The following is a 22,465-nucleotide window of genomic DNA, read 5'->3' as shown; positions in this document are numbered from 1 at the left end:
AAGGAAAACTGTGATGTCGGACGTCTCTGTCCTCGACACGCCGGACGTGGGGCCCGACGCACCACGAGGACCGCGCGGTGTGGTGAACGGGCGCGGCCTGTTCGACCCGCACATCCTGCGGCAGGCCGCGGTGGACGCGGTCCGCAAGCTGGACCCGCGGACGCAGATCAGGAACCCGGTCATGTTCGTGGTGCTGATCGGCACCGTGGTGACCCTGGTCGAGGCGGTCGCGCACCCCAGCGTGTTCACCTGGCTGGTCACGGTGTGGCTGGCGCTGACGGTGCTGTTCGCCAACTTCGCCGAGGCGATGGCCGAGGGCCGGGGCAAGGCGCAGGCGGACACCCTGCGCCGTACCCGCACCGAGACGCAGGCCCGGCTGCTGGTGCCGGGCGACGGCACCGAGCGGCTCGTCGCGGCGGCCGAACTGGGCGTCGGGGACGTCGTGGTCTGCGAGGCGGGGGACGTCGTCCCCTCCGACGGCGACGTCGTCGAGGGCGCGGCGTCGGTCGACGAGTCCGCGATCACCGGTGAGTCCGCGCCGGTGATCCGCGAGTCCGGCGGCGACCGCTCCGCGGTCACCGGAGGCACCCGGGTGCTCTCGGACCGGATCCTCGTCCGGATCACCGCGGAACCGGGGCAGACCTTCCTCGACCGGATGATCCGCCTCGTCGAGGGCGCCAAGCGGCAGAAGACGCCGAACGAGATCGCACTGTCGATCCTGCTCGCCGCCCTCACGCTCATCTTCGTCCCCGTCGTCGTCACCCTGCAGCCGATGGCGAGCGTCTTCGGCGCGCACATATCCGTGGTCGTCCTGGTCGCGCTGCTGGTCTGCCTGATCCCGACGACCATCGGGGCGCTGCTGTCGGCGATCGGGATCGCGGGCATGGACCGGCTGGTGCAGCGCAACGTGCTCGCGATGAGCGGGCGCGCGGTCGAGGCCGCGGGCGACGTGCAGACGCTGCTGCTGGACAAGACCGGCACCATCACCCTCGGCAACCGGATGGCCTCGGCGTTCCACCCGGTCGGCGGGCACGGCGAGGACGACCTCGCCGCCGCCGCCCAACTGGCGTCACTGGCCGACGAGACCCCGGAGGGGCGGTCCGTCGTCGTCCTGGCGAAGGAGCGCTGCGGGCTGCGCGAGCGCGAGCTGGGCCCCTCCCACACCTTCGTCCCGTTCACCGCGACCACCCGCATGTCGGGGCTGGACACCGCGGACCGGCGTATCCGCAAAGGCGCGGCGGACGCCGTCAAGCGCTGGGTCGTCGAGCAGGGCGGGAAGCCGCCCGCGGAGCTGGACCCGATCGTGGAGCAGGTCGCGCGGGCCGGCGCCACCCCCCTGGTGGTCGCCGACGGACCGCGGGTGCTCGGCGTGATCGAGCTGAAGGACGTGGTCAAGCAGGGCATCGCGGAGCGGTTCGCCGAGCTGCGGGCCATCGGCATCCGCACGGTGATGATCACCGGCGACAACCCGCTGACCGCTGCCGCGATCGCCCAGGAGGCGGGGGTGGACGACTTCCTGGCCGAGGCGACCCCCGAACGCAAGCTGCAGCTGATCAAGGCCGAACAGGACGGCGGCAAGCTGGTCGCGATGACCGGGGACGGCACCAACGACGCCCCCGCGCTCGCCCAGGCCGACGTGGGGGTGGCCATGAACACCGGCACCACCGCCGCGAAGGAGGCCGGCAACATGGTCGACCTCGACTCCAACCCCACCAAGCTCATCGAGATCGTCGAGATCGGCAAGCAGCTGCTGATGACCCGCGGGGCGCTCACCACCTTCTCGATCGCCAACGACGTCGCCAAGTACTTCGCCATCATCCCGGCGCTGTTCCTGACGACCTTCCCGCAGATGCACACCTACAACGTCATGCGGCTGCACAGCCCGACGTCCGCGGTGCTGTCCGCGGTCGTCTTCAACGCCCTGGTCATCGTCGCGCTGATCCCGCTCGCCCTGCGCGGCGTCCGCTTCCGCGCCTCGGGCGCGACGGCGATCCTGCGCCGCAACGTCCTGATCTACGGCGTCGGCGGGCTGGTCATCCCCTTCGCCGGGATCAAGCTCGTGGACCTCCTGCTCACCGCCGTGCATGCCTACTGACCGCCCGGCCGGAGAACGGCCGCACCGCCCGCGCCGCGCGGGACCGGACCGGAACATCACCATGGAGTCGTCATGTTGTGGGTGAATCTGCGGCGGGGAGTGACCGTCTCGGCCATCTTCTTCGTCCTTCTCGGACTGGCCTATCCGCTGGCCGAGACCGGCATCGGCCATCTGCTGTTCCGCCACCAGGCCGACGGGTCGCTCGGGCCGCACGGTTCGACGCTGGTCGGGCAGCAGTGGAAGGGGCCGCAGTGGTTCCAGGGCCGTCCCGACGGCGACGACCCGACCGCGACCGGCGGTTCCAACCTCGGACCGCGCTCCCAGGTGCTGGTCGACACCTACCGCAAGCGCATAGCCGACCTGCGCGAGCAGGGCATCACCCCCACCGCCGACCTGGTCGCCGCCTCCGGCAGCGGCATCGACCCCGGCATCAGCGCCGCTGCCGCCTACGCGCAGGTCGCCGCGGTCGCCAGGGCGAGGCACCTTCCCGAGCAGCGGGTCCGCGCACTCGTCGCCGGCCATGTGCACGGACGGCAGTGGGGCTTCCTCGGCAACCCCTACGTCAACGTCCTCGAACTCAACGAGGCACTGGCCGGGGAGCGATAGCACACCGCCACTCCCGCGCGGCTGCGACCAGGACCGGGCCCCCGGCCTGGGCGCGGCCGCGCGGGATGCCCGTGCGATGCTGGCAGATCCCGGCCCGGACCCCCGTGCCGCAGGAAGGGAACCCGCATGACCGACGCGACCCGCCGCAACCTGGTCGGCTCGCTCGCCGCGCTGGGCTGCATCGCCGCCCTGACCGCCGCCATGCTGCCGCTGCGGGACCACCTGAGCATCACCACCATGGCGCTGGTCCTCGTCGTGCCGGTCGTGGTCGGTGTCGCCGCCGGCGGCTTCCTCGCCGGGGTGCTCAGCGTCGTCGCCGGTTTCCTGGTCTACGACTTCTTCTTCATACCGCCCTACCTGACCCTGGACGTGGGCGCGGGCGAGAACTGGGCGGCGCTGGGCGTCTACGCGGTGGTCATGCTCCCCGTCGCCCGGGTCGTGGACGGCATGAACAGGGCCAGGGCCGCCGCCCGGCAGCGGGGCCTGCAACTGCGCCGCCTGTTCGACCTGTCGACCCAGCTCGTCCAGGACCGGCCGCTGCACGAGCTGATCAGCGTCGTCGTGACCAGCCTGGCCGACACCCTCGACGCCCGCCATGTCGCGCTGCTGCTGCCCGACGGCGACGGGCAGCTCCGGCTCGCCGCGACCTGCGGCGACGACCCCGGCGGCACCGGCCCGCAGCGGGCGTTCCCCGCCGCGGGGCAGGTGACGAACCTCGACCTGCTCGCCACACCCGCCGGGCAGGCGGCGCCCGGTGACCCGGTGCAGCTCGCCCTGGTGGCGGCGGGCCGCCCCATCGGGATGCTGTCCATCTCCGGGGTCACGCTCACCGCCCAGCTGCGGGAGCCGCTGCTGCTGTTCGCCCACCAGATCGCCCTCGCGGTCGAGCGGGCCCAACTGCGCGAGGAGGTGCTCCACGCCCGGCTCACCGAGGAGGTCGAGCACCTGGCCCGCGTACTGGTCGCCGCCGTGTCGCACGACCTGCGCGGCCCGCTGGCCTCGATCAAGGCGTCGTCCTCGGTGCTGGCCGACGACGACCTCGCGCCCGCGCTGACGGACGCGGCCCGTACCGAACTCGCCCGGCTCGTCGACGCGCAGACCGACCGCCTGGCGGCGCTGGTCACCAATCTGCTCGACATGAGCCGCGTCCAGGCCGGTGTCCTGCGGCCGCGTACCAGCCTGACCACCGCCGCCGAACTCGTCGCCACCGTGCTGCGCGACCTGCCCGGCCCGCCGCCGCGGCCCGTCGTCACCGACATCGAGCCGGACCTGCCGGTCCTCGACATCGACACCGTCCTCATCGGCCGGGTGCTGACCAACCTGGTCGACAACGCCTTCCGCTACGCACCGAGGGAGACCCCCGTCACCGTCCGCGCCTACCGCGACGCGGACACCGACGCCGTCACGGTCTCGGTCAGCGACCGGGGCCCCGGCGTCCCGCCGGGCCTGCGCGACGACGTCTTCGGCTTCTTCTTCCGGCGCGAGGCGGACTCCGGCACGGGGCTCGGACTGGCCATCGCCAAGATCTTCGTCGAGGCCCACCAGCAGCGCATCTGGGCCGGGCAGGCGCCCGGCGGCGGTGCCTGCTTCACCTTCACCCTGCCGACCGCGGCCGGCCTGCCCGAGGAGAACACCCCGTGTCCACCGTCCTCGTCGTCGACGACGACATCGCGCTGCTCGCCGCCTGCCGGGTGGGCCTCGAAGCCCTCGGCCACGAGGTCCGCACCGCCGAGACCGGCAAGGACGGACTCGCCGCGGCGGCCGTCGGCGTACCCGACGTGATCGTGCTCGACCTCGGCCTGCCCGACGTGGACGGGCTGAGCGTCTGCACCCGCATCCGCGCCTGGACCGACCTGCCCATCATCATCCTGTCCGCCGACAGCTCCGAGGACCGCAAGGTCGACGCCCTGGACAACGGCGCCGACGACTACATGACCAAGCCGTTCGGGATGCGGGAACTGGACGCCCGGCTCCGGGTGGCCCTGCGCCACCGCACCGGCGACGCCGACCACCTCACCGAACTCACCGTCGGCCCGCTCACCCTGGACCTCGTCCACTGCGAGGCCACCTACCACGGCAGGCCGCTGGACCTCACGCTCAAGGAGTTCGACGTGCTGGCGTTCCTCGCCCGCCACGTGGGGAAGGTGTGCACCCGCCGGATGATCCTGGAGAACGTCTGGGGTCCCGCCTACGCCGGCGAGACGCACTACCTCAAGGTCTACGCGTACCGCATACGCAGGAAACTGCACGATGAATCCGGGCATTTCCTGCAGAACGACCCGTCCGTCGGCTACCGGCTCGCCGCCCGGCCGCCCGCCGCCGAGGCGGGCCGGTGACCCGCATCCTCGTCGTGGACGACGAAGCGCCCGTGCTCAGGTCCCTGGAGATCGGCCTCACCACCAGCCACTACACGGTGGACCTCGCCGACGACGGCCGGCAGGCCCTGCTGGAGGCCGTCAGGAATCCGCCCGACCTCGTGATCCTCGACCTCGGCCTGCCGCAGATCGACGGCCACCAGGTGATCAGGTCGCTGCGCGCGTGGAGCCAGGTGCCCATCATGGTCCTGTCGGGGCGGACCGGCGCCGACGACAAGGTGACCGCGCTCGACGAGGGGGCCGACGACTTCCTCACCAAACCGTTCGCGATGAAGGAACTCCTCGCGCGGGTGCGGGCACTGCTGCGCAGGCCCGCCGCCGCCCAGCAGCGTTCCCCCGTCACGGTCATCGGCGAGTGGACGCTCGACCTGAGCGCCTGCACCGTGCGGCGCACCGGCGACGGCGACGCCCCGGCGCCGCATCTGACCCCGACGGAGTGGCGGCTGCTCAAGGTCCTCATCCACCACAGCGGCGAGCTGGTGACCAGCCAGGAGATCCTGCGGCAGGCCTGGGGCCCCGAGCACGCGGACAACACGAACTACCTGCGCGCCTACTTCCTCGCCCTGCGGCAGAAGCTGGAGCCCGACCCCGCGCACCCCCGCCACCTGCTCAACCACCGGGGCGTCGGATACCGCCTCCAGCCCTGACCGCGCGGCGGGCCGGTGTCACCACGGCGCCCCCGCCGTGGTGACGTCCTCGTGCGAAGCCGCCGGACGACCGCCGCGCGGTGCGGGCGGACCGCCTGTCACGCCGCCGAGCGCGACCCCAGGGGGCGGTCCAGCCCGCGCATCAGCTCGGACGGCGGGACGGCGAGCACGTCGCAGCGCGCGTGCGCCAGGCAGTAGCGGGCCACCCCGCCGTGGAAGAGCCGGGCGAGGCCGCCCTGGCGGCCGGTACTGACCACGAGCAGGTCGTCGGGCCGGTCGGCCAGCTGGGTGAGGGCGGTCCCGGGCTCACCGCGCGCGGTCACCATCCGCAGCGGGACACCGCGCGGGTGACCGCCGAAGGCGTTCCGGAAGGCGTTCTCCAGGCGTGCCGCCGCCGCGTCCTCCCAGGCCGCGAGCAGCGGTGTGCACGGCGCCCGGCGGTAGGCGCCCTCACCGCCCGCGGGCGTCCACGCGAGCACCGCCACGAGGACACCGCCCCGGTCCCGGGCCTCCGCCACGCCCCTGTGCAGGGCTCCCAGGCTCAGCAGCGACCCGCTGACGCCGACGACGACCCGCCCGTTCCGTGCCACCGCGCGCCGCCTCCTTCCTCGTCCGTGTGCCCCGCGACGGCGGTGCCCCGTCCGTCGCGCCCCCCAGGAAACCGCCGCCCGGCCCCGGCGGGCCCGTCCCTGACGCGATCCCTACGAGCCGCCGCCCCCTCCTGACGGCCTTCTGACGCCCCGACGCGCCGCGCCCCGGCGGCCCGACGCCTCGTCAGGGATACGTCAAGACGCCCGGCCCCGACGTCAGCGCGGCGTCAACGGCCGCGCCGCGGCCCCGGGCGCGGCACGAGGCTGGCGGACCTACGGGGGACGCACGGGCCTTCGACCGAGCGAGGGGGAGGCCCGCCCATGGCCGGGGCGCCGGTGACCGCGACGACCGAAGGCGAAGGCGACGGCGGTCCACCGCAGCCGCCCGCTCCCGAACTGCTGCCGCTGCGGGCACGGTGGCGGATCCGGCCGCGCACCACCGTGCCCCGCGAGGTGCGGCTGCTGCGCGCCGGGGTCCTCGTCCTGACCGCCGCCGTGGGGGCGCTGCTGCTGGTCACGGGGCTTGCCGCGTCCGGGACGTGGGACCGCGTCGACCACCGTGCCGCGCCCCGGGTCACCGGGGCCGACGACCTGTACTTCGCGCTCAACGACATGGACGCCCAGGCCGCGAACCTCCTGCTGTCCAGCGGCGGCCGGGGCCTCGCCCCGATGCCGGCCCAGCACTCCGCCGCTCTGAAGCTGTACGGCAGCGCCCGGCACGCGGTCGGGGTGGACCTCCAGACCCTGGCCGCCGCCGCCCAGGGCGACCCGAAGGCCACCGCCACCGTCGTCGGCTTCGACGACGACTTCGCCCGCTACCAGGAACTCGTCGGCCGGGTGCTGGAGAACGACCTCCACCCGGCGGAGAAGGCCGCCGCCCTCGGCAACTACCGCACGGCGACCGACCTCCTGCGCCAGTCCCTGCTGCCCGCCGCCCAGCGGCTGGGCCAGAACAACGACGGCGCCTTCGAGGACGTCTACACCGGTGCGCGCGGGGCGACCCGGGTCCGGCTCGCGCTCCTCGCGGCGCTCGGCGGCGCGCTGCTCCTCGTCCTCGTCCTCACCCAGGTCCGCCTCGCCCGCCGGTTCCACCGGACAGTCAACCCGGGGCTCGCCGCCGCCACCTTGTGCGTGGCCGCGGCCTGCGGGCTCGGCTGGTCGGTGACGGCCGCGCAGGCCCACGACCTCAAGGTCGCCCGCCGGGACGCCTTCGACTCCGTCGTCGCCCTGTCCCGCGCCCGCGCGATGTCGTACGACGCCAACGCCGACGAGAGCCGCTACCTGCTGGACCCGGACCGGCGCGGGACGTACGAGCAGGCCTTCCAGGACACCTCGCAGCTCCTGCTCACCCTGCCCGCGGCAACCCTCGGCACCTACGACGCCCGGCTCGCCGACGCCCTGGCCGCCTACCGCGCCCGTCACACCGACCTGCGCTTCACCGGTGCCTACGGCGACGAGTTCCGCAACATCACCTTCCCCGGGGAGCGCGCGGCGGCCGAGGCCACGGTACGGGCGTACGCCGTCTACGAGAAGGACGACCGGACGTTCCGCTCGCTCGTGCGGCAGGGACGGCTCCAGCAGGCCGTGGAATTCTGCATCGGCTACGACAAGGGGGCGTCCAACTACCACTTCGAGCAGTACGACACGGCCCTGCGCACCCTGATCGGCATCAACGCGGACGCCTACACCGCGGCGGTGTCCGACGGCCGCGCGGCGCTGACCACCCGTCTGCCGGGAGCAGGGGCCGCCCTGTCCGCCGCCGCCGCGCTGACCGTCCTGGGGCTGCGGCCGCGGCTCGCCGAGTTCCGCTGACGCGCCCACGGCCGGACCGTCCTCCCGCGCCGGGGGAGCGGTCCGGCCGCGGGCGCCACGCGGGGGAGCCGTCAGATCCCGACGTCGCGGGCGCGCAGGTCGGCCGCCGACTCCCGGCGCACCAGCAGCCGGGCCCGGCCGTCGGCGACCGCGACCACCGGGGGGCGGCCGACCATGGTGTAGCTGGAGGCCATGGACAGTTGGTACGCCCCGGCGACCGGCACCGCCAGCAGGTCACCGGGGCGTACGTCCGCGGGCAGCGGCACGTCCTCGGCGAGCACGTCGCCCGCCTCGCAGTACCTGCCCACGACCGTGACCCGCGCGGGACCGGCGGCCGAGGCCCGGCCGACGAGCGCGGGCGCGTACCGGACCCCGTACAGCGCGGGCCGCGGGTTGTCGCCCATGCCGCCGTCCACGGCGACCAGGATCCGGCCACCGGTGTGCTTGACGGCCAGCACACGGTAGACGGCGACCGCGGCGGGGCCGACGACCGCCCGGCCCGGCTCGACGGTCACCCGGGGGACGGGCAGGCCGCTGCGGCGGCAGCCGTCGGCGAGTTCGGCCCTGGTGCGCGCGGCCAGCGCGGTGATGTCGAGGGCCCTGTCGCCGGGCCGGTGGGCCACGGCGTGGCCGCCGCCGAGGTCGAGCTGCGGCAGGACGACGCCGTGCTGGTCGCGGATGCGCGCCAGCAGGCCGATCAGCCGCCGCAGCGCCGCCAGGTACGGCCGGATCTCCGTCACCTGGGAGCCGATGTGGCAGTGCAGGCCGACCAGCTCCAGCCGGGGCTGCCCGAGGATCCGCTCGACCGTGTGCTGCGCGGAGCCGTCGGCGATGGACACGCCGAACTTCTGGTCCTCGGTGCCGGTGCGCAGCGCCTTGTGCCCGCCGGCGACCACGCCGGGCACCACCCGCAGCAGGACCTTCTGCCGGTCGTGCGGGGCGACGAGCGTGGCCAGCCGGGCGATCTCGGTGGGGGTGTCGATCACGATCCGCCCGACGCCGAGCCGGACGGCCGCGCGCAGGTCCTCCGGTGTCTTCGCGTTGCCGTGCATCACGATGCGGTCCGGCGGGAAGCCGGTGGCGACCGCCAGCTCCAGCTCACCGGCCGAGCAGACGTCCAGCCCCAGCCCCTCGGTGCGCACCCACGTCGCGACGGCCCGGCACAAGAACGCCTTGGCCGCGTAGACGACGTCGGCCTCCGGGAAGGCGGCGGTGTACGTACGGCAGCGGCCGCGGAACTCGCCCTCGTCCAGCACGTACAGCGGGGTGCCGAAGCGGTCGGCGGCCTCGCCCAGCGGGACACCGGCGACCGCCAGGTCGCCCTCGGGAGTGCGCGCGGCCGACGCCGGCCACACCGAGAGGTCGTCCGGTCCGGCGGTGGGCACAAGGCTCGTGGTCAGGGATACGGACACGGGTCGCCTCCTAGCCGACGAGCAGGTGATGAGAGGCCTTCGGGACGGACGGCCCCGGGGCCGGCGCCGACAGCCGCGGGTCGATGCGCAGTTCGGTGATGCCGAGCGGACCGGCCAGCGCGCGCAGGGCCGGTGCCGACAGCCGCGCCCAGCGCTGGTCGGGACCGAGCGTCCGGACCAGGGACCGCTCGCTGGTGAACGCGACAGCGACGCGCCCGCCGAGGGCGTCGCGGAAGAAGCGGGTGGTACAGCCCAGGGATCCCGGCCGGACGGGGACGAACAGCGCGTGCCCGGCCGGGCCCCGTTCGAGGGGCTCTGCTGCCTCCGGTGTGCTGGGTGCCTGCATGGCGGACTCCTCGTGGTGTCGGTGGCCGCGGGCGTTCAGGACCCGCGGCACTCCACGACGCTATCCCCGCCCCGGCGGGCGGCGTCGCCCCTCCTGACGTGCGCTTGACGCCGCGGGCCCGGACTTGACGCACCCCTGACGGCTGCCCCCGGCCACGGTGTCGCGGCGCCCGGGGAACGCCCGGGACGCGGTATATCGTCCGCTTTGGTGCAGTGACCCGGATCGCGAAGCACGTATGGAGGAGGACCACCATGGCCGATCGTCCACCGGGAGGGACGCCCGGCGACGGCCCGCCCCCCGCGCCCGGCGTCCGGGGCCCGGAATCCGCCGCGCGCGCGGCGGCCCGGCCGGCGCTGGTGATCGGGGCGCTCGGCGTGGTCTTCGGCGACCTCGGGACGAGCCCGCTCTACACCCTCCAGACCCTGTTCGACCCGGCCGACCCGCATCCCGTCCCGGTGTCGGCCCAGAACGTCTACGGGGTGGTGTCCCTGGTGTTCTGGTCCGTCACGGTCATCGTCTCGGTCACCTATGTGCTCCTGGCGATGCACGCCGACAACGACGGCGAGGGCGGCATCATGGCGCTGATCACCCTGCTGCAGCGGTGGAGGGCGCTACCGGGGCGGCGGGTGGCCGCCGTGCTGACCGGGCTCGGGATCTTCGGCGCGTCCCTGTTCTTCGGCGACAGCATGATCACCCCGGCGATCTCGGTGCTGTCGGCCGTCGAGGGGCTCAAGGTCGTCCAGCCGTCCCTGCACAGTGCGGTCGTACCGATCACGGTGGCGATCATCGTGGCGCTCTTCCTGGTCCAGCGCCGGGGAACGGCGGCGGTGGGCCGCGTGTTCGGGCCCGTGATGGTGGTGTGGTTCACGGTCATCGCGGCCTGCGGGATCTCCGGCATCGCCGACCACCCGGGCATCCTGCGCGCGCTGTCGCCCGGCTACGCGCTGGGCTTCCTGTTCGGCCACTTCGGCACGGCATTCTTCTCGCTGGCCGCCGTCGTGCTCGCCGTCACCGGAGCCGAGGCGCTGTACGCGGACATGGGCCACTTCGGCCGCCGGCCGATCACCCGGGCCTGGGTCTTCCTGGTCTTCCCGGCGTGCGTGCTGAGCTACTTCGGCCAGGGCGCCCTCATCCTCGCCGACCCGCACAACATCAGCAGCCCGTTCTTCCTGCTCGTGCCGCACTGGGGGCGGCTGCCGATGGTGTTCCTCGCCACGGCGGCCACCGTGATCGCCTCCCAGGCGGTCATCACCGGCGCGTACTCGGTCGCCTCGCAGGCCGCCCGGCTCGGCTACCTGCCGCGGCTGCGGATCGCCCACACCTCCGAGTCCGCCATCGGCCAGATCTACGTGCCGTGGATCAACTGGCTGCTGATGGCCTCGGTTCTCACCCTGGTCCTCGCCTTCCGCAGCGCGACCGCCCTGGCCTTCGCCTTCGGCATGGCGGTGACCGGCACGATCACCATCACCACGCTGCTGTTCTTCTACGTGGCCCGCGCCAGGTGGCACACCCCCGTGTGGCTGCTGTCCGCGGGCGCGGGCCTCCTGCTCGCCGTCGACCTGCTGTTCGTGGCGGCGAACCTGACCAAGCTCGTCCACGGCGCGTGGCTGCCCCTGCTGATCGGCGTCACCGCGTTCACCGTCATGACCACCTGGCAGCGCGGCCGCGAGATCGTCACCGCCGACCGGGCCCGGCGCGAGGGCCCGCTGCGGGAGTTCGTCGACGACCTGCGCGACCCGCGCTCACCGGTGCGCCAGGTCCCCGGCACCGCCGTCTTCCTCAACCGGGACCCGCGGACCACCCCGCTGGCCATGCGCGCCAACGTCGAGCACAACCACGTGCGGCACGCGCAGGTGGTGATCCTGTGCATCGAGACCGAGCCCGTGCCCCGGGTCACCCCCGACGAGCGGGTGCTCATCGACGACCTCGGCTACACCGACGACGGCATCATCCATGTCACCGCCCGGTACGGCTACATGGAGCGGCCCGACGTGCCCGGCGCGCTCGCGGTGCTCGACCCGGCCAGGACCGAAGGGCCGCTCGACCTCGACGGCGCCTCCTACTTCCTCTCCACGATCGAGCTGCACCGCGGCACGGCGCCCACCATGAGCCCGTGGCGCAAACGGCTGTTCATCGCCACGTCCTACATCACCGCCGACGCCGCCGGGCACTTCGGCCTGCCCCGCGACCGCACGGTGATCATGGGCGCCAACATCGACGTCTGACCGGCCCTCACCGCGTCCGCCCGGCACCGGACTTGACCTTCGAGCCGGGTGGAAGGTCTACCGTCGCGGCATGGACGCGATGCGGATCTCCCAGCTGGCGCGGCGCTCCGGCGTCCCCACCACCACACTGCGGTTCTACGAGCGCGAAGGCCTGCTGCCCGCCGAGCGCACCGACGCCGGCTACCGGCTCTACCGCCAGGACGCGCTGGAGCGGCTGGCGTTCATCGGCGCCGCCAAGCAACTGGGCCTGCCTCTGGGGGAGATCGCCGAACTGCTCGCGGTGCGGGCGGGCGGCCGCTGCCGGGAGGTGAAGGCGGACCTGCGGCCGCGGATCGCCGCCCGGCTGGCCGCGGCCGAACGCGCCGCGGCCGGGCTGCGCGACCTCGACGCGGCCCTGCGGGCGGCGATCGGGCACCTGGACGCGCTGCCGGACCGGGACGGCGGCTGCGACCCGCGGTGCGGTTTCCCCGCACCCGCGCGCCGCAAGCCGCCCGCGCCGGTGGCCGTGCGGCTGACGCCGTCGTCGCCGCGCGCCGGGGCCACGGGCGCGGGCGCGCGGGAGCACGCCGGGGACCGGCGGACCGCCCCGGTCGCGTGCTCGCTGTCCGGCGGCGGCATGGCCGCGCGCGTCACCCGGTGGCGCCGCCTGCTCGCCGGGGCCGCCCGCGCCCCGCTGCCGGAGGGCCTGCGGCTGACCGTTCCCGCCGGACGGGCCGCCGCGCTCACCCGCCTGGCCGCGGCGGAACAGCGGTGCTGCCCCTTCTTCGACTTCCGCCTGCACCTGGACGGACCCCGGGCGCATCTGGAGGTCCGCGCCCCGGCCGAGGGCGCCGGTCTGCTCGCGGAGATCTTCGCCCCCGCCGGCTGAGGGAGCGGCCCCGGCCGGGGCAGCTCCCTCGTCGGGGTCAGCTGCCGTAGCGCAGGTAGAGGGTGTCGCCGAGGTGGACGGTGGCGCCGCGGGACGCTGCGGCGGGGGTTCCGCCGTCGACCGACGCCTTCCAGGTGGACGTACCCGTGTTGGCGGTGCCGTTGAGGGCGGTGACGGTGCCGGTGCCGGTCGACGGGGTCACCGACGTGACGCAGCCGGACGGGGACGCGGACGTGGCGGCGGCGTCGAGCACGGCGCCGAGCGTGGTCGTGGCGCCGGTCGTGGTGACGGGGACGGAGCAGACCTTCAGCGCCCCGGTGCCGTTGTCGACGACGAGGGCGAGCTTGCCCGCCGTACCGGGTGTGAAGGCGGTGGTGGCGGCCCAGGTGGGCTCGCCGGGCGTGCCGGGGGCGGGCGGGGTGGCGGTGAAGCCGCCGTGGGCGACCGCGCGCAGGGCGTCGATGGAGGAGTACGCGGACGGGGAGGTGTCGGTGGGCTGGTAGCGGAAGCCGCCGCCGGGGCTGAACTGCTGGGCGATCAGGAAGTCGACCGGTGTCTTGTGCGCGGCGGTGGTGAAGTCGGGCCCCTGCGGGTCGATGCCGCAGGCGTCGAGTCCGGAGACCGCCCAGCCGTTGGAGTCGCTGTTGACGCCGAACATCGCGTCGAAGGCCCCGGTGGCGCTGATCAGCTTGCCCTTGAGGAAGTTCTTGCCCGCGACGACCGCGGGGTCGGTGGCGGGCACCCCCGAGGAGCACAGCGAGGCGAGCGCGGCGCCGGTCATGTCGATGTCGCTGGTGGCGGCGAGCTGGGTGGGGTTCCCGGCGGCCTGGGAGTAGTTCCAGCCGCCGTCGTCGTGCTCGTTGGCGCGGACGACGGCGACCGACGCGTTCAGCAGCGCCTGCGGGACGCGCTGCGCCCCTCCTTGCGTCTTCGCGCCGGACAGGGCGAGCAGGGCGAAGACGGTGCCGTTGAAGTTGGCGGGCGGACCGAAGTAGCCGGGGGTCGCGGTCTGCCAGTAGGAGGCGATGTCGGCGAGGAGGTTGCGGCCGGGGCCGACCCGGGCGGGGTCGATGCCCGCGGCGTAGGCGTTGAGCGTGCCGCGCTCGTAGTCGGTGACGACCGGCGCGGCGGACGGCCACGCGGTCGTCGCGAGCAGGGCGCGGTAGACGGCTCGGGCGTTCTTGCCCGTGTCCGTGCCCGGGTGGACGTCGGCGGCCGCGGTGCCGGCCGCCGCGAAGGCGCTGAACGCCCATTCGTTGGACAGGCCGCCGCCGGCGTAGGAGCCGTCGGCCGCCTGAAGCGTCTTCAGGTACGCCACGCCGCTGCTCGTGGACGCGGCGATCTGCGCGGGCGTGGAGGTCGCACCGGCCGGGCCCGCGGTGGCGAGCAGCATCGTGCCCGCGGCGAGCGGGAGGGCGACGAGGGCGGTACGGGACCGGTGCGCGAGAGTGCGCATGCTCATGCGAAGTGCTCCTGGGGGTGGGGGCGCCGCACGCCCCGGCCCGAGGGCCCGTCACGGCCGCCCGGAGCAGAGGCGGTCGCCGCCCGGTCGCGTGGTCGGGCTTCCGCAGGTACAGCGTCGCCGGGCGGGTGATCGGGCTCGGGCGGACCCTGCGGCCCACCCCTACCGTTGCGCGTCAGCCCCGGGTTCCGACCGGGTTCCCCCTGCGCGGCGACTCCCGGAGGATAGGCCGACGGCGCCGCCCGGCAGAAGAGGGCGTCCGGGCGCCGGGCACGTGGCGAAGGCAACGGTGCGCGACGTTGACGTCACAGCACCTCGCGTGATGCCATGAAACGCATTTCCGATTCAGCAGCCAGGGGAAGCCGGTCCGAGTCCGGCGCTGACCCGCAACCGTAGGCCCTCTCCGGAGGGCGAGCCGGAACACCTGCGCTGGACGAACGTCAGAACGCCGTCGAGGACTGCGGCACGGACGACCGGGCCGGCGCGCGCGAGTGTGCCGTCGCCCGCGCCTTCCGCGGTCCGCCGTCCTCGCCGGGCCGACCTGGGGGGCCACCCGTGCTTCACAACCTCCGGCGACGCGGCAGTGGACTGCCGCGTGCCGCCGTCCTGTCCACCGCCGCGGTGGCGCTGTTCGGCGCCGCCGGCCTCGTCCCGTTCGCGGGCACCGCGCAGGCCGACCCGATCGGCGACTGCACGCCGACGACCGGCGCGATCGTCGCGGTCGACTACGGGCACTGGGACGGCCCGGTGCTGCGCGGGTGCGACGCACACCCCACCACGGGCATGAACCTGCTGCACAACGCCGGATTCACCACCACCGGCACGGTGCACGACGGCCCCGGCTTCATCTGCCGGATCGGCAACGACGGCTTCGACAGCGGCACCCCCTACCCCACCCCCGCCGACGAGGCGTGCGTGCTGACGCCCCCCGCCAACGCGTACTGGTCCTTCTGGATCGCCCCCGCCGGGCAGGACACCTGGGCGTACAGCCCGCTCGGCGCGCTCAGCGACCACCCGGCGGACGGCGAGGTCGAGGCCTGGGTCTTCGGCCCCACCGACATCGGCGGCACCACCGGCGGACCCTCCTTCACCCCGGACTCGGTACGCGCGCAGGGCGGCAGCAGCCCGACGACCACCACCGCGACCGGCGCGCCGCCCACCACCCCCGCCCGGCCCGCCGACGTACCGGCCGCTGCCTCCTGGCTCGTGGGCCGGCTCACCGACGGCGACCACGTCTTCGACGACTGGGGCACCGTCGACTACGCCGCCACCGCGCAGACCGGGCTCGCGCTCGCCGCGACCGGCGGGCAGGACGACACGCTGCGGGCGATCGACGCCTACCTGGCCGCGCACGCCGACGCCTACCTGCTGCCCGACGCCGGCGACACCATGCCGCGCCCGACCGCCGTCGCCAACCTCGCGCTGCTCACCGAGGTCCTGGGCGGCGACCCGACCCACGTCGGGGGCCGCGACCTGCTCGCCGACCTCACCGACCACGTGTGCACGGCCGTCGCGGGAAGCCTCGGCAACTGCACCGCCCCCGGCGACTTCTACGGCGCCTCCTCTCCCGACACCCAGGCCCTCGCGCTGCTCGCGCTGTCGCGCGGCGGCGTCACCCCGCCCGCCGCGGCCGTGGACCGGCTCACCGGCATGCAGTGCGCGGACGGCGGTTTCTCCGGCTCGATGCTGGCGGCGGGCGGCCGCTGCGACTCCAACCCCGCCACCACCGCCGAGGCCGTCCTCGCCCTCAAGGGCCTGACCGGCACCGCGGACGCCGTCGCCGCCGCCTCGGCGTACCTGGTCAAGGCGCAGTCCGCGGACGGCAGTTACCCCGCCTACGACGGCGCCCCGGCCGGTGACACCTCGACCACCGCCGCCGCCGCCCAGGCGCTGGGCCTGCTCGGCCGCACCGACGAGGCCGCCGCCGCGCGCGGCTGGCTGGCGGCCCGGCAGACCGACGCCGGCGGCTTCACCGGCGACCCCTCCGGCACCGACCCGGACCTCTACCCCTCCACCGCCGCCGCCCTCGCCGTGACCGGCAGCGACCTGGCGACGCTGACCCACCACCTCACCACGGCCACGCCCACCACCACGTCGCCGACCCCCTCGGCGAGCACCACGGGCACCCCGAGCGCCACCCCCACGGTGACGCAGAGCCCGGCCCCGGCCCGGCCCGACCTGGCCAAGGGCGTCGCCTACCTCGTCAACCGCGACAACCTCGTCGACGGCCACTACTACGAGTCCGCCCCCGGCAGCGGCTTCGCCGACTTCGGCCTCACCATCGACGGCCTGTTCGCGCTGTCCGCCGCGGGCGGCGCCGACGACACCCTCGCCGGTCTCACCGACTTCCTCCAGCACGGCAAGGACGGCACCGGGCGCGACATCGACGGCTGGACGCTCATCGGCACGGCCTACGCGCAGGGCGGCTCGCTCGCCAAGGAGGCCGTCGCCGCCGAGGTCACCGGCTCCGACCCGCGCTCCTTCGGCGGCCACGACCTGATCGCCGCCCTGGACGGCACGGTCTGCGCCGCCGCCGACACCTCCGCGGGCTGCGCGGACAAGGGCAACTACGCCTACGCCACGTCCGTCTTCTCGCAGTCCCTCGGCGTCATCGCCCAGTTGCGGGCCGGGGACACCGCCGCCGCGGCCGGGCCGGTCGCCTACCTGGAGAGCCTGCAGAACGCGGACGGCTCCTGGCCCAGCCTCATCCCGGGCAAGGGCGACAAGGAGGTCGACAGCACGGCGATGGCCATGATGGCGCTCGACCTCGCGCCGGGGAAGGACGCGGCCGACGCGGTGGCCAAGGCCGCGTCCTGGCTGGCCGCCGGGCAGCTCGCGGACGGCGGCTTCCACGGCGCCGCGGGCGACTCCGTCAACTCCGCGGCCCTCGCGATCCAGGGCCTGGCCCTGGAGGGCACCCGGTACACCGAGCAGATCGCCGCGGCCCGCGCCTTCCTGGCCGGTCAGCAGAACGCGGACGGCGGCTTCCGGGTCGCCGCCGACAGCGACCAGAAGGACTCCGACGTACGCGCCTCCACCCAGGCGGTGGGCGGCTCCGTGGGGACGTCCTTCGGCCGGCTGCTGCGTGACGTCGGCGACCAGAAGGCCGCGGCGGCCGGGTCGGCGTACCTGGTGGCGCAGCTCAAGGGCGGCGACCACCTCGCCAACGACTACGGCCCCGACTACGGCCAGACCGCCGACCTCGCCTTCGCCCTCGCCTCCACCGGCGGCCAGGACAAGGCCCTGACCGCGGTCACCGGCTACCTCGCCGGGCACGTCGCCGACTACGCCGACCCGGCGGGCACGTCCGCCTACCCGGGCCCGTACAGCGGCGCGGCCGCCAAACTCGCCCTGCTCGCCGAGGTCATGGGCCAGGACCCGCACGCGTTCGGCGGCTTCGACCTGCTCACCACGCTCACCGCCCACCTGTGCACCGCGGCGGCCTCGGACGGCAGCTGCACCGCGCCCGGCGACTTCGGCCAGGCCTACTCCACGGTCTCGCAGGCCCTCGGTGTGATCGCCCTCTCCCGCGGCAGCGTCACCGTGCCGTCCGCGGCGGTGGACCGGCTGCTCCAGCTCCAGTGCGCGGACGGCGGCTTCTCCTCGCCGCTCATCGCACCCGGCGCCGAGTGCACCTCCGACGTGGACACCACCGGCTACGCGGCCCAGGCCCTCGCCCTGCTGCCCGACCACGCCGACGCCCTCGCCAAGGCGCGTGCCTACCTCGTCAAGGCGCAGCAGAAGAACGGCGGTTACCAGGGCGCCGCGGGCCTGAGCAGCAACTCCACGGCGCTCGCCGTGCAGGCGCTGCTCGCCACCGACAAGGTCCGGCCCGAACAGGCCCGCACCGGGCAGGAGTTCCTGCTCGGCGCGCAGAACAAGGACGGCGGCTTCCGCATCACCGACGCCGCCGGGGACTCCGACGTCCGCTCCACCACCCAGGCGGTCCCGGCCCTGGCCGGCACCCCGCTGACCACCCTCACCCACGCGCTCGCGCACATCACCCCGTCGGGCGGCGGCGACCACGCCTCCGGCGGCGCGGACGGCGGTACCGACGGCGGCACGCAGGCCGACGGCTCCGGCGGCGGCTCCCTCGCCGCGACCGGTACGAGCGTGCTCGCGGCGGCGGGCCTGGCCGCGCTGCTGCTCGCGGCGGGCGGTGTGCTCACCGGCGTGCGGCGCAGGAACGCGGCGGCGCGTCAGCCGGGGAGCCACCGATGAGCCCGGCACAGCGGACCCGCACCCTCGTGCCGCGCCTGCTCGCCGTCCTCGGTCTGCTCGCCGCCCTCGTCGGCGGCGGGCTGACCGTGGGCGCGGCCCCCGCGTCCGCCACCGCGCAGCCCATGAGCGCGTGCACGACCACCAAGGGCGTCGTCCTCGCGGTGGACTTCCGCAAGTGGGGCGGCCCGCTGCTGCGTTCGTGCGGCACCACGCCCACCACCGGCTACACCCTGCTCAACCAGGGCGGTTGGGCCACCACCGGTACGCAGCACGACGGCCCGGCCTTCATCTGCCGTATCGGCTACGCCGGTTACAAGGGCGGCACGCAGTATCCGACGGCCAAGGACGAGGCCTGCGTGCTGACCCCGCCGGCCACCGCGTACTGGTCCTACTGGCACGCCGACCCGGGGCAGAACACCTGGTCCTACAGCCACCTGGGCGCCATGAGCTACCACCCCGAGCCCGGCAGCGTCGACCTGTGGATCTTCGGGGCCACCAACATCGCGGGCACGCAGGGCCGGCCGGCCTTCTCGCCGGACACGGTACGGGCCCACAACACCACGCCGGGCGGCACGAAGACCTCCGCCCCGGCCAAGCCGAAGCCGAAGCCGAAGCCGACGTCCCCGCCCGCGGCCACCACCCCCGCGGACAGCGACCCGTCGCCCACCGTCAGCGGCACCACCGTGGCGACGTCCATGACCCCCTCGCCCTCCGGTGACGCCGTGCCCGGCACCACACCGCCCGCCGACACCGGCACCGGCACCGACACCGGCACCGGCACCGGCGCGGACGCGGCGGACCAGCCCCAGGCACAGGACGCGGAACCGACCGCGGCGGCCCACCACTCCTCCGGCTCGATCCTCCCGGTCGCGATCACCGTCGCCGTCGTCGCCCTCATCGGCGCCGTCATCGGCATCCGGCTGCGGCAGCGGCGGAACGCCGGATGACCGCCGCCACCGGGGGCGGCGCGCGAAGCGGCGGCCGGCGGCTGCCGCGCACGCTGCACCCCGGGGCGTGGTGGCTGTGGGGCCTGGGGCTGGCCACCGCGGCGAGCCGCACGACCAACCCGCTGCTGCTCGGCCTGGTCCTCGCCGTGCTCGCGCTCGTCGTCAGCGAGCGCCGCACCGACGCGCCCTGGGCCCGCGGCTTCCGGTACTACCTGTGGCTCGCCCTGGTCGTCATCGCGATCCGGGTCGTCTTCCGCTGCGTCTTCGCCAGCGGCATCACGCCCACCGACCACATCCTCTTCTCCCTCCCGCACATCCCCACGCCCGACTGGTACGCGGGCATCCAGCTCGGCGGCCCCGTCTCGCTGGAGGCCACCCTCTCGGCCGCCATCGACGGGCTGCGGCTGGCGTGCCTGCTGTGCTGCATCGGCGCCGCCAACACCCTCGCCAACCCCAAGCGGGCGCTGCGGGTGCTGCCGGGCGCGCTGTACGAACTCGGCGTCGCCGTCACGGTGTCCATGAGCGTCGCCCCCCAGCTCGTCGAGAGCGTCCAGCGGGTGACGAAGGCCCGGCGGCTGCGCGCCGACCGCGCCACCGGCCTGCGGGCGCTGCGCAGCATCCTCATCCCCGTGCTCGAGGACGCCCTCGAACGCTCCCTGTACCTGGCCGCCGCCATGGACTCGCGCGGCTACGGCCGCTCCGGCACCGCCACCCGCACCGCCCGGCGGACCACCGCCGCCCTGATGCTCGCCGGCATGCTCGGCCTGTGCACCGGCGTCTACGGGCTGCTCGACGGGACGACGCCGAAGGCGCTGGGCCTGCCCGCGCTGCTCGGGGGCTCCCTGCTGTGCTGCGCCGGGCTCGCGGTCGGCGGGCGCCGGGTGCGCCGCACCAGCTACCGGCCCGACCCGTGGCGCGGGCCCGAGTGGGCGGTCGCGGGCTGCGGGGTCGTCACCGCGGCGCTGCTCTTCCTGACCGTCGGCTACAGCGGCAACGACCTCAACCCGAGCCTGTACCCGCTGCGCTGGCCGTCCCTGCCGTGGCTGCCGGCCGTCGCGATCCTGCTGGCCGGAACCGCCGCCGTCACCGCCCCGCCGCCGCCCGCGGCCGCGGCGAAGAACACGGCGGCGCCGGCACGTACCGCACAGACCACGAGCGAGGCCCTGCTGTGATCCGCTTCGAGAACGTCAGCGTCACTTACGGCGACGCCGACCGGCCCGTGCTGCGGGACGTGGACCTCACCGTCGAGGAGGGCGAACTCTGCCTGGTGGTCGGGCGCACCGGGGCGGGCAAGTCCACCCTGCTGGGCACGATCAACGGGCTCGTGCCGCACTTCACCGGCGGCACCCTCGCCGGACGCGTCACCGTCGACGGCCGCGACACCGCCCAGCACCCGCCGCGCGAACTCGCCGACGTCGTCGGGGTGGTGGGCCAGGACCCGCTGGCCGGTTTCGTCACCGACACGGTCGAGGAGGAACTGGCCTACGCCATGGAGCAGCTGGCCGTTCCCGCCGACGTCATGCGCAAGCGCGTCGAGGAGACCCTCGACCTGCTGGGACTGGCCGACCTGCGGCACCGGGCGCTCGCCGAACTGTCTGGCGGCCAGCAGCAGCGGGTCGCGATCGGCTCGGTGCTCACCGCCCACCCGCGCGTGCTGGTGCTCGACGAGCCGACGTCCGCGCTCGACCCGACGGCCGCCGAGGAGGTGCTGGCCGCGGTGACCCGGCTGGTGCACGACCTCGGCGTCACCGTCGTACTGGCCGAGCACCGGCTGGAGCGCGTCGTGCAGTACGCCGACCGCGTCGTCCACCTCACGGGCGACGGCACCGTCACCGACGCCCTGCCCGCCGAGGCCTTCCGCACCGCGTCCGTCGCCCCGCCCGTGGTGGACCTCGGGCGGCTGGCCGGCTGGGACCCGCTGCCGCTGTCCGTACGCGACGCCCGCCGCAACGCCGCCGCCCTGCGCCGCCGGCTCGCCGACGCCCCCGCCGTGCCCCCGGCCCGCACCCCCGCCCCGCCGGGCCCGGCGCTGCTCACCGCCCGCGGCGTGCTCGTGCGCTACGGGGACACCGTCGCCGTCCGCGAAGCCGATCTCGACCTACGCGCGGGGGAGGTCACCGCGCTCATGGGACGCAACGGATCCGGCAAGTCCTCCCTGCTGTGGGCCCTGCATGGCGCGGGCCCCCGGCAGGCGGGGACGGTCCGGACGCAGTCCGCGGACACATCCGCCGCCCCCGGCACGGCGGCCCCGGCGTCCGCGGCGCGCCGACGGCTGTTCGCCGGCCGCCGGGCGGAGCGCGCCGCCGCCGTCCGCCACCGGGTCGGCCTCGTCCCGCAGACCCCGACCGACCTGCTCTACCTGGAGACCGTCGGCGACGAACTCGCCCAGGCCGACCGGGAGTCCGGCGCGGCCGCCGCCCGCTCGCTGCTGGACAGGTTCGCGCCCGGCATCCCCGACGGCATCCACCCCCGCGACCTCTCCGAGGGCCAGAAACTCGCCCTGGTCCTCGCCATCCAGCTCACCGCCGCGCCCTCGGTCGTCCTCCTCGACGAGCCGACCCGGGGCCTGGACTACCAGGCCAAGCGGGCGCTGATCGGCATCGTGGACGCGCTGGCCGCCGAAGGCCGCGCCGTCGTGATCTCCACGCACGACGTGGAGTTCGTGGCGGCGGGCGCGGACCGGGTCGTCGTCATGGCGGAGGGCGACATCGTGGCGGACGGCCCCACGGCGGACGTCATCGTGGCCTCGCCGTCCTTCGCCCCGCAGGCCGCGAAGATCCTCGCGCCGCTGCCCTACCTGACCGTCGGCCAGGTCGCGGACGCGCTGACGGCGACGGGAGCCGCGTCATGACCGCCACC

The 22,465-nt window shown here is 74.9% G+C and carries 16 protein-coding genes and 1 riboswitch; of the genes, 12 read left to right on the top strand and 4 right to left on the bottom strand.

Going from position 1 to position 22,465, the window contains the following annotated elements; translation table 11 throughout:
• Positions 1 to 13: 13 nt before the first annotated feature.
• The 5 genes from kdpB (at position 14) to ACWERV_RS04740 (ending at position 5,723) form a co-directional block, all read left to right on the top strand.
• On the top strand, positions 14 to 2,095 hold the full coding sequence (gene kdpB / locus ACWERV_RS04760; RefSeq protein WP_452928767.1) for a potassium-transporting ATPase subunit KdpB: 2,082 nt from the start codon (positions 14 to 16) through the stop codon (positions 2,093 to 2,095).
• Positions 2,096 to 2,167: 72 nt separating this feature from the next.
• Positions 2,168 to 2,701 carry a potassium-transporting ATPase subunit C gene (locus ACWERV_RS04755; RefSeq protein ID WP_452928764.1) on the top strand — a complete coding sequence of 178 codons (534 nt, stop codon included), beginning with the start codon at positions 2,168 to 2,170 and terminating at the stop codon, positions 2,699 to 2,701.
• A 126-nt stretch (positions 2,702 to 2,827) separates the two neighbouring features.
• Positions 2,828 to 4,483, top strand: a complete 1,656-nt coding sequence (locus ACWERV_RS04750; protein WP_452928762.1) for an ATP-binding protein — start codon at positions 2,828 to 2,830, stop codon at positions 4,481 to 4,483.
• Positions 4,393 to 5,037 (top strand): response regulator transcription factor, encoded by a 645-nt coding sequence (locus ACWERV_RS04745; protein WP_452928945.1) that lies wholly within the window; start codon positions 4,393 to 4,395, stop codon positions 5,035 to 5,037. Before ACWERV_RS04750 ends, ACWERV_RS04745 begins: the two co-directional genes overlap by 91 nt.
• On the top strand, positions 5,034 to 5,723 hold the full coding sequence (locus ACWERV_RS04740; protein WP_452928759.1) for a response regulator: 690 nt from the start codon (positions 5,034 to 5,036) through the stop codon (positions 5,721 to 5,723). Before ACWERV_RS04745 ends, ACWERV_RS04740 begins: the two co-directional genes overlap by 4 nt.
• Positions 5,724 to 5,821: 98 nt before the next feature.
• Here ACWERV_RS04740 and ACWERV_RS04735 read toward each other — a convergent pair whose 3' ends face one another.
• On the bottom strand, positions 5,822 to 6,313 hold the full coding sequence (locus tag ACWERV_RS04735; RefSeq protein ID WP_452928756.1) for a universal stress protein: 492 nt from the start codon (positions 6,311 to 6,313) through the stop codon (positions 5,822 to 5,824).
• A 321-nt stretch (positions 6,314 to 6,634) separates the two neighbouring features.
• On the opposite strand from ACWERV_RS04735, the gene ACWERV_RS04730 reads away from it, so the two are divergent.
• Positions 6,635 to 8,125 carry a hypothetical protein gene (locus ACWERV_RS04730; RefSeq protein WP_452928753.1) on the top strand — a complete coding sequence of 497 codons (1,491 nt, stop codon included), beginning with the start codon at positions 6,635 to 6,637 and terminating at the stop codon, positions 8,123 to 8,125.
• A gap of 71 nt (positions 8,126 to 8,196) precedes the next feature.
• Here ACWERV_RS04730 and lysA read toward each other — a convergent pair whose 3' ends face one another.
• Entirely contained in the window at positions 8,197 to 9,537 is a 1,341-nt protein-coding gene (lysA, locus tag ACWERV_RS04725) for a diaminopimelate decarboxylase (protein WP_452928750.1), read from the bottom strand.
• A 10-nt stretch (positions 9,538 to 9,547) separates the two neighbouring features.
• Positions 9,548 to 9,883, bottom strand: a complete 336-nt coding sequence (locus ACWERV_RS04720; protein WP_398189370.1) for an SAV_915 family protein — start codon at positions 9,881 to 9,883, stop codon at positions 9,548 to 9,550.
• A gap of 251 nt (positions 9,884 to 10,134) precedes the next feature.
• On the opposite strand from ACWERV_RS04720, the gene ACWERV_RS04715 reads away from it, so the two are divergent.
• Positions 10,135 to 12,108 carry a potassium transporter Kup gene (locus ACWERV_RS04715; RefSeq protein WP_452928747.1) on the top strand — a complete coding sequence of 658 codons (1,974 nt, stop codon included), beginning with the start codon at positions 10,135 to 10,137 and terminating at the stop codon, positions 12,106 to 12,108.
• A gap of 70 nt (positions 12,109 to 12,178) precedes the next feature.
• Positions 12,179 to 12,976: a MerR family transcriptional regulator gene (locus ACWERV_RS04710; protein WP_452928745.1), complete on the top strand. Its 798-nt coding sequence runs from the start codon at positions 12,179 to 12,181 to the stop codon at positions 12,974 to 12,976.
• 37 nt (positions 12,977 to 13,013) lie between these two features.
• Here the strand turns inward: ACWERV_RS04710 and ACWERV_RS04705 are convergent, their stop codons facing one another.
• The gene (locus tag ACWERV_RS04705; protein WP_452928743.1) at positions 13,014 to 14,438 is read right to left on the bottom strand and encodes a hypothetical protein; all 1,425 of its coding nucleotides are present in this window, start codon (positions 14,436 to 14,438) and stop codon (positions 13,014 to 13,016) included.
• A gap of 300 nt (positions 14,439 to 14,738) precedes the next feature.
• Positions 14,739 to 14,884: riboswitch (cobalamin riboswitch) on the top strand.
• A 109-nt stretch (positions 14,885 to 14,993) separates the two neighbouring features.
• Between ACWERV_RS04705 and ACWERV_RS04700 the strand changes: the two genes are divergently transcribed.
• Genes ACWERV_RS04700 through ACWERV_RS04685 form a run of 4 tightly spaced genes read left to right on the top strand, consistent with a single transcriptional unit; the run spans position 14,994 to position 22,457 of the window.
• Positions 14,994 to 18,659 (top strand): prenyltransferase/squalene oxidase repeat-containing protein, encoded by a 3,666-nt coding sequence (locus ACWERV_RS04700; protein ID WP_452928740.1) that lies wholly within the window; start codon positions 14,994 to 14,996, stop codon positions 18,657 to 18,659.
• Positions 18,656 to 19,606: a hypothetical protein gene (locus tag ACWERV_RS04695; protein ID WP_452928738.1), complete on the top strand. Its 951-nt coding sequence runs from the start codon at positions 18,656 to 18,658 to the stop codon at positions 19,604 to 19,606. The genes ACWERV_RS04700 and ACWERV_RS04695 overlap by 4 nt, the downstream gene beginning before the upstream one ends.
• On the top strand, positions 19,603 to 20,778 hold the full coding sequence (locus ACWERV_RS04690; protein ID WP_452928735.1) for a CbiQ family ECF transporter T component: 1,176 nt from the start codon (positions 19,603 to 19,605) through the stop codon (positions 20,776 to 20,778). Before ACWERV_RS04695 ends, ACWERV_RS04690 begins: the two co-directional genes overlap by 4 nt.
• Positions 20,775 to 22,457, top strand: a complete 1,683-nt coding sequence (locus ACWERV_RS04685; protein ID WP_452928732.1) for an ABC transporter ATP-binding protein — start codon at positions 20,775 to 20,777, stop codon at positions 22,455 to 22,457. The genes ACWERV_RS04690 and ACWERV_RS04685 overlap by 4 nt, the downstream gene beginning before the upstream one ends.
• Positions 22,458 to 22,465 lie beyond the last annotated feature (8 nt).

It is taken from the genome of Streptomyces sp. NPDC004031 (assembly GCF_053604375.1).
Note: the sequence above shows the minus strand (reverse complement) of the source record. Positions and strands in the feature narration are given on the sequence as shown.

Coding starts and splice junctions, on each gene's coding strand:
- ACWERV_RS04710 (WP_452928745.1), top strand. CDS start 12,179: ATGGACGCGATGCGGATCTCCCAGCTGGCGCGGCGCTCCGGCGTCCCC.
- ACWERV_RS04690 (WP_452928735.1), top strand. CDS start 19,603: ATGACCGCCGCCACCGGGGGCGGCGCGCGAAGCGGCGGCCGGCGGCTG.
- ACWERV_RS04755 (WP_452928764.1), top strand. CDS start 2,168: ATGTTGTGGGTGAATCTGCGGCGGGGAGTGACCGTCTCGGCCATCTTC.
- ACWERV_RS04695 (WP_452928738.1), top strand. CDS start 18,656: ATGAGCCCGGCACAGCGGACCCGCACCCTCGTGCCGCGCCTGCTCGCC.
- kdpB (WP_452928767.1), top strand. CDS start 14: ATGTCGGACGTCTCTGTCCTCGACACGCCGGACGTGGGGCCCGACGCA.
- ACWERV_RS04720 (WP_398189370.1), bottom strand. CDS start 9,883: ATGCAGGCACCCAGCACACCGGAGGCAGCAGAGCCCCTCGAACGGGGC.
- ACWERV_RS04750 (WP_452928762.1), top strand. CDS start 2,828: ATGACCGACGCGACCCGCCGCAACCTGGTCGGCTCGCTCGCCGCGCTG.
- ACWERV_RS04715 (WP_452928747.1), top strand. CDS start 10,135: ATGGCCGATCGTCCACCGGGAGGGACGCCCGGCGACGGCCCGCCCCCC.
- ACWERV_RS04730 (WP_452928753.1), top strand. CDS start 6,635: ATGGCCGGGGCGCCGGTGACCGCGACGACCGAAGGCGAAGGCGACGGC.
- ACWERV_RS04705 (WP_452928743.1), bottom strand. CDS start 14,438: ATGAGCATGCGCACTCTCGCGCACCGGTCCCGTACCGCCCTCGTCGCC.